At 37.8% G+C, this 6,217-nt stretch carries 6 protein-coding genes; all 6 read right to left on the bottom strand.

The genetic code is table 11. The features are described from left to right. Window positions 1-93: 93 nt before the first annotated feature. Window positions 94-960, bottom strand: coding sequence for a YitT family protein (locus B2X33_RS08055; protein WP_296668899.1), 867 nt, complete (start codon window positions 958-960; stop codon window positions 94-96). A 169-nt stretch (window positions 961-1,129) separates the two neighbouring features. Further along, complete coding sequence (cimA, locus tag B2X33_RS08050; RefSeq protein WP_296022820.1) at window positions 1,130-2,734, bottom strand: citramalate synthase; 1,605 nt, start codon at window positions 2,732-2,734, stop codon at window positions 1,130-1,132. A gap of 86 nt (window positions 2,735-2,820) precedes the next feature. Further along, window positions 2,821-3,255, bottom strand: a complete 435-nt coding sequence (locus tag B2X33_RS08045) for a response regulator (protein WP_078929899.1) — start codon at window positions 3,253-3,255, stop codon at window positions 2,821-2,823. 18 nt (window positions 3,256-3,273) lie between these two features. Beyond that, window positions 3,274-3,756 carry a chemotaxis protein CheX gene (locus tag B2X33_RS08040; protein ID WP_078929897.1) on the bottom strand — a complete coding sequence of 161 codons (483 nt, stop codon included), beginning with the start codon at window positions 3,754-3,756 and terminating at the stop codon, window positions 3,274-3,276. Between the two features lie 20 nt (window positions 3,757-3,776). After that, on the bottom strand, window positions 3,777-5,231 hold the full coding sequence (locus B2X33_RS08035) for a chemotaxis protein CheW (protein ID WP_296022808.1): 1,455 nt from the start codon (window positions 5,229-5,231) through the stop codon (window positions 3,777-3,779). 17 nt (window positions 5,232-5,248) lie between these two features. After that, a partial coding sequence (locus B2X33_RS08030; RefSeq protein WP_296668896.1) for a chemotaxis protein CheA occupies window positions 5,249-6,217 on the bottom strand: 969 nt, incomplete at its 5' end.

Genomic DNA, 6,217 nt, shown 5'->3' with positions numbered 1-6,217 from the left:
AGCTAAAAATCAAAAATGAACTTAAAAATCGCAATTTTTAAGACAGTTTTTCTCAAAACAAAAGAAAGAAGAAAGAAAATTTTTCAAAAAAAATCAGTCAGGCTGTCTTTTAAAAAACCTTCCCAAAATATCTTTCGATTCGATTACATTTATAAAAGCATTTGGATCTACAGTACGCAGCTGCTTTTCCAAACTTCCGCTTTCAGCCGCAGAAACGACCGTATACACCATTTTATGAGTTTTTCCAGAATATTCGCCTCTGCCTTCAAAAACAGTAGCGCCATGATTCGTCAAATTTTTTATTGTGGCATAAATTTCATCACTTTTGTCAGTAATAATCAAAAGCGTGATTTTTGAATATTTCTTGTAAAGCAAAGCTATAACTTGACTTGAAGCGTATTGAAAAATTATTGAATAAAGAGCTTTATCCCAGCCAACAAGAATTCCTGCAAAAAAAAGAACGATGCAGTTAAAACAAAAAATCAGATTCCAGGCAGAACGTCCTGTCTTTTCTGAAATATAAATTGCAATAAAATCAGTTCCACCTGAAGAACTTTCCGCAAAAAGACAGAGAACAACAGAAACCGCGTTTAAAATTCCTCCAAAAACCGTGCACAAAAGAATATCGTCAGTAAGATGGAGCCATTCAAAACCAGAAAGAATATCCGTAAAAAGACCGGAAATAAAAATCATCACTACGCTAAAAAAAGTAAACCGTTTTCCGATGAATTTAAAACCAATCCAGACAGGGACAAGGTTAAAAGCATAGACAGTAACCGAATACGGAAGGTGAATATTAAAATATTTTAAGAAAATATTTTGCAAAAGCAAGGTAATTCCCGTCAAACCGCCAGGAAACAAATCAGCAGGCTGAACAAAAATGACAATGTTCAGAGCCATCAAAAAACCGCCAAAAGCAACAAGCAAAAAGCGTTTTAAATCGCGCAAAAAAACGGACATCGTCTTGCTCCCAAAAAATAAAAATCCTCATTTAGAAATTTGTTTAGATTTTCTGTTAGAATGTCGCGGTTATTATACATCGAAACACGTTTTTTACAAATAACAGAAAACACCGTAAAAAAAGCCGAAACCAGAGAAAAACTGCTTTCGGCTTTCATTTTTACAAAACTTAAATTATTCTTGAATATTTTCGTTCCAAATCTTTTATAAGCTTATATTCAAACGAATCTACAAGAGCAATATAAGAAGCTTCAATTACGTCGCTTGCAACTCCCATTGTGCTCCATGAATTTTCTCCGTCGCTAGATTCAATAAGAACACGGACAGCGCTTGCAGTCGCTTCTTTTCCATCAAGTACACGGACCTTATAGTCTGTAAGGTGAATTTTTGCTACAGCTGGATAAAATTGAACCAAGGCTTTTCGCAAAGCAGTATCCATTGCATTTACAGGACCGTCGCCTTCTCCGGCAGTAATTACAGCAGTACCTTCAACATCAAGTTTTACCTGAGCAAATGCGCTTTGGTCATCAGAAAATCTCGGAAATTCACCGCTTGTTTTATAATAATGAAGATTAAAGAACGGCTGATATTTTCCCATAGTTTTTCGCACAAGGATTTCAAAACTTGCATCGGCGCCTTCAAACTGATAGCCTTCATGCTCAAGTTCTTTTACACGTTTTACGATTTCGGCAACGACAGGACTATTTTTTGTAAGCGATTTGTCAAATTTCTGCACTTTTTCAACAATCATGCTTTTTCCAGCAACTTCACTCATCAAGAAAACTCTTTCGTTTCCGACAGTTTCTGGTTCAATATGTTCGTATGCAAAAGGATTCTTTATAACTGCGTCAATATGCATTCCTGCTTTATGGGCAAAAGCGCTCGAACCTACAAAAGGCATTCCCGGTTCAAGAGCAATATTTGTAATTTCTGCAATTCTCTTACAAATTGGAGTCAAAAGCTTCATATTTTTTTGAGGAACACATTCAAATCCAAGTTTTAACTGCAAATCAGCAATAATCGTAGAAAGATTTGCATTGCCAGCCCGCTCTCCAAATCCAAGAAGAACGCCCTGAACATGAGAAGCGCCAGCTTCAACGGCAATCAAAGAATTTGCAACAGCAAGTCCGCAGTCATTGTGAGTATGAATTCCAACTTCAATCTTTGAGCCAAAACGACTTACGACAGCTTCAACAGCACCTCTACATTCTGACGGCATTGCGCCGCCTTTTGTTTCGCAGAGGGAAAGACAAACAGCTCCGCCTTCTACAGCAGCTTCAAGTGATTTTAATGCGTATTCTGAATTTGCCTTGTATCCAGTAAAAAAATGCTCAGCATCAAAAATCACTTTCTTGCCTTTTGATTTTAAATACTCCACCGTATCCCGAATCATCTCTATATTTTCATCAAGAGTTGCATGAAGAATATCCGTCACCTGGAAATCCCAAGTTTTTCCAAAAATGCAGACATATTCCGTATCAGCAGATAAAAGACTCTGCAAATTAACATCTTCTGCACAAGCCAAATCCCTCCGCCTTGTAGAACCAAAAGCAACGATTTTAGAATTTTTAAGCTGCAATTTTTTTGCTTCTATAAAGAACTCCATGTCTTTAGGATTGCTTCCGGGATTTCCGGCTTCAATAAAAGTTACTCCGAGCTCATCCAAAGCCATGACAATATTTATCTTATCTTGAACTGAATAACTTATACCTTCTCCCTGCGAGCCATCACGCAAAGTCGAATCTAGAATCGAAATCTTTTTTTTATCTGCCATAGGTGCTATTATGCAAAAAAAAACCTGATTCTTCAAGAACCAGGTTTTTTAAGTTTTTCAACACATTTGACACAAATCAAGTGCGCTTACTTTACAGCTGCACCGATACGCTCAAGAACCTTTTTACGGTCAAGAGGCTTTACAATATAGTTTTTCGCTCCAAGCAAAAGAGATTTTTTTACAAGCTCTTCTTTTCCAAGAGCAGAAACCATTACAACCTTTGCGTTTTTATCAAAAGCCATAATCTGTTCCAAGGCTGTAATACCGTCCATACGTGGCATTGTAATATCCATTGTAACGAGATCCACGTTCGGACAAAGTTCCTTATACTTATCAACACCGTCTTTTCCATCAACAGCCGTAGCTACGATTTCATAACCCTCGGAAGTAAGAATCTGTCCTAGCTGTTTTGCAACGAAGATTGAGTCGTCAACGATAAGCACACGAATTTTTGTACCGTCAACTCTTACGCCTTCTGGCGGACGCTCATTGATTGATGGGAAATCCTGTTTAGTTTTCATGTTGCTGCCTCCTCAATTCTACATACGTTCGCGAATCGCAACGTTAATTTCTACTTTGCCACATTCTGTAATAAGAGGAACAATCAGCGCTTCAACACTGTCTGTCTGTCCACCCAATGCAGCAATTTCCATTTTTTCTCCAGCAAAAAGCGCCGGAGGAGTCAAGTCGAACTTAAATCCCAATTCATGAAGTTTTGTTACTGCCTGCGCAGTAATAAGGTTTGCAAGTTCGCTGATTGTAGCCTTTGCCAAATCATCAAAAGTAGCAAGTGTTTCTCCGTTCATTTTTGAAGCAATGTTCAATGCTGTTTCGTAAGACATATCAAACAGAACACGTCCTTCAACATCACCAGCAAGGCCGACCAAAGCGGCAACTCCCATAACTGGCATTGCGGTCGATTTCAAATACAAATCACCGCGTTTTACATCCGCACCACCAAGAACTTCTTTTAAAATCTGAAATGAAGTTTCAACGAATGGGTTGATATATTCTACTCTCATAAAATTCTCCCAATTTTTATTTATTTTGTAAAAAAGGTTACAGTTCCGTCTTTATGAGCAAGCCACTTGCCCTCTCCCTCCAGAGTTTCGTTTTGACCAAGAATGATAATTCCATTGCCCTTAAGTTTTTCATCAAAATCAGTTTCGAGAACTTTTTGAGAAGCCAAAGGCAAGAATGAAATCAAATCCCTTGCAAATATAATATCACATACAGGCAAAGAGTTTGTATTTGCACAGTCATGATACTCAAACATAATACTATTTTTTATGTCAGTTGTAAAAGTAAAATCAGAATTAGCCTTGTTCGTAAGATAAGGAGCATACCAGCCATTTGCAATTTCGGCAGGAACGCTGATTAACGGAGCATTTGAAACATTGAGCAAATCAATGTCATGCGCATAAATTCTAATCTTAGCTTCTGGATAACGCTTTTTCAAAATACAAGCAAGTGAATAAGTTTCCATTCCTTTTCCACAGCCAGGATTCCAGACAGTAATCTGTTTTGCGGCATTGTCCGGCAAAATCTTAAAAATTGAATCAGCATATTCTTTTGTCCACCAAGCACCTGAACAAGGAGAATAAAAATTTTTTAAGAAAGCATCTGCATCTTCCGCTGAAGAAAGTTGAATTTTATCCTGAGAACGCTCTTTCTGCCACGCATCAAAACGAGCTTTAAGCCAAGGTTCATTTACAGCAGAAACCGTAAATTTTCTCATCTGCGCCAAAGATTCTGTAATAAACTTAAGCTCATCGCCAGGATGCTTTTCAACCTTAGTTTCAGCCGCAGAAACAGAAGTTTTTTGATTTTCAGAATTTACAAATTCTTTTTCTAAAGAAGATTTTACGGCAACTTTTGCATTGTGTGCCATATTCATACGAACATTTTCTTCTTCAATCGCCTGAGCTTCTGTCTTAGAACCAAAAATTCTTTCTATATCAAGAAGAATATAAAGCCTGTTGTTTACTTCAACAACTCCCTGAATATATTTTATGTTTATATCGCCAAAAAGTGGATGAGGCGGCTGAATTGTTGCTTTTTGAATTCCAACGACTTTGTCAATTACATCTACGACAATTCCGAATGTCTGCTCGCCAATCGAACAGATAAGCATATTTTCCAAGGAATCTTCTTTTCTTTCTGGAACTTCGATATTGAAAAAAAGCCTCAAATCGACAATAGGAATAATATCTCCACGAAGATTGTAAACTCCAAGAACAAATGGCAATGTATTCGGAACATAAGTAAAACGTCCGGCCTTTGCAATTTCCTTTATTTTCATAATATCAATTGCATAGTCTTTTCCAGCGAGAGAAAAAGTTACCATTTTATAGTCAATCTGAGCAAGTTTTTCTTTTCTTTCTGCAGATTCCCGTTCCGCATCAGGAACAATACTAGCATAAGCACCAAGATTTTGTGCAAGAGCTGTATTGATATTTTTAGTTTCTGTCTGATTCTGAATATTTTCGTTAGCCATGATAAACCTCTTTTGCCTTAGTCAATAGTCCCATATTCAGAGCGAGCTTCAATTTCCTGACGCACTCCAAGCTCAAGAAGCTGGCTTACATCAATAATAAGCGAAACAGAGCCGTCACCAAGAATAGAAGCGCCTGCAATTCCTGGAGACTGCGTAAACTGATCACGCAAAGGTTTTATAACCACATCTTCTTCTCCAATCAAGGCATCGACCATAATACCGATTTTTTTATCTTGCGTGCCAACAATTACAACAAAACAATACTCACCATCTTCGGTATTGCGGATGTTAAACAGCCTGCTAAGACGAAGAACAGAAATTACTTCGTTGCGGACATTCAAAACTTCATAATTGTCAATTGTATTGATTTCGCCACGTCTAATGCGATGGCTTTCAATTACAGACGCAATAGGAATTGAATAAACTTCTCTTCCAACGCGCACAAGAAGACCTTGAATAATTGCAAGAGTAAGCGGAAGCCTAATTGAGAATTTAGAACCACGGCCTTTTTCTGTTGTTACGTTTACAGTTCCGTTCAATTTATCAATCATTGTCTTTACGACATCGAGACCTACGCCACGACCAGAAACATTTGTAATTTTGTCTGCTGTTGAAAAACCTGGTAAAAATATAAGATTTGCAGCTTCCTGTTCCGAAAGGACTTTATTTGGATGAATAAGTCCTTTTTCTACGGCCTTTTTCCGCACTTTTTCCGCATCAATTCCGTTACCGTCATCAACAATATCGATGATAATCATGTTTCCTTCGTTTGCAGCTTTTAACAGAACAGTACCTGTTTCGCTCTTACCTAAAGCCTTGCGTTCTTCAGGAGATTCGATTCCGTGGTCAACAGAATTACGAACACAGTGCATGATAGGATCCATAAGATCGTCAATAACAGTCTTGTCCAACTCCGTTTCTTCACCTTCAATCTGAAGGTTTACCTTTTTACCGAGATCTTTCTGCAAATCACGGACAACCCGAGG

Origin of the sequence: Treponema sp. UBA785 (assembly GCF_002297065.1) — a bacterium.
GTDB lineage: Bacteria > Spirochaetota > Spirochaetia > Treponematales > Treponemataceae > Treponema_D.
Note: the sequence above shows the minus strand (reverse complement) of the source record. Positions and strands in the feature narration are given on the sequence as shown.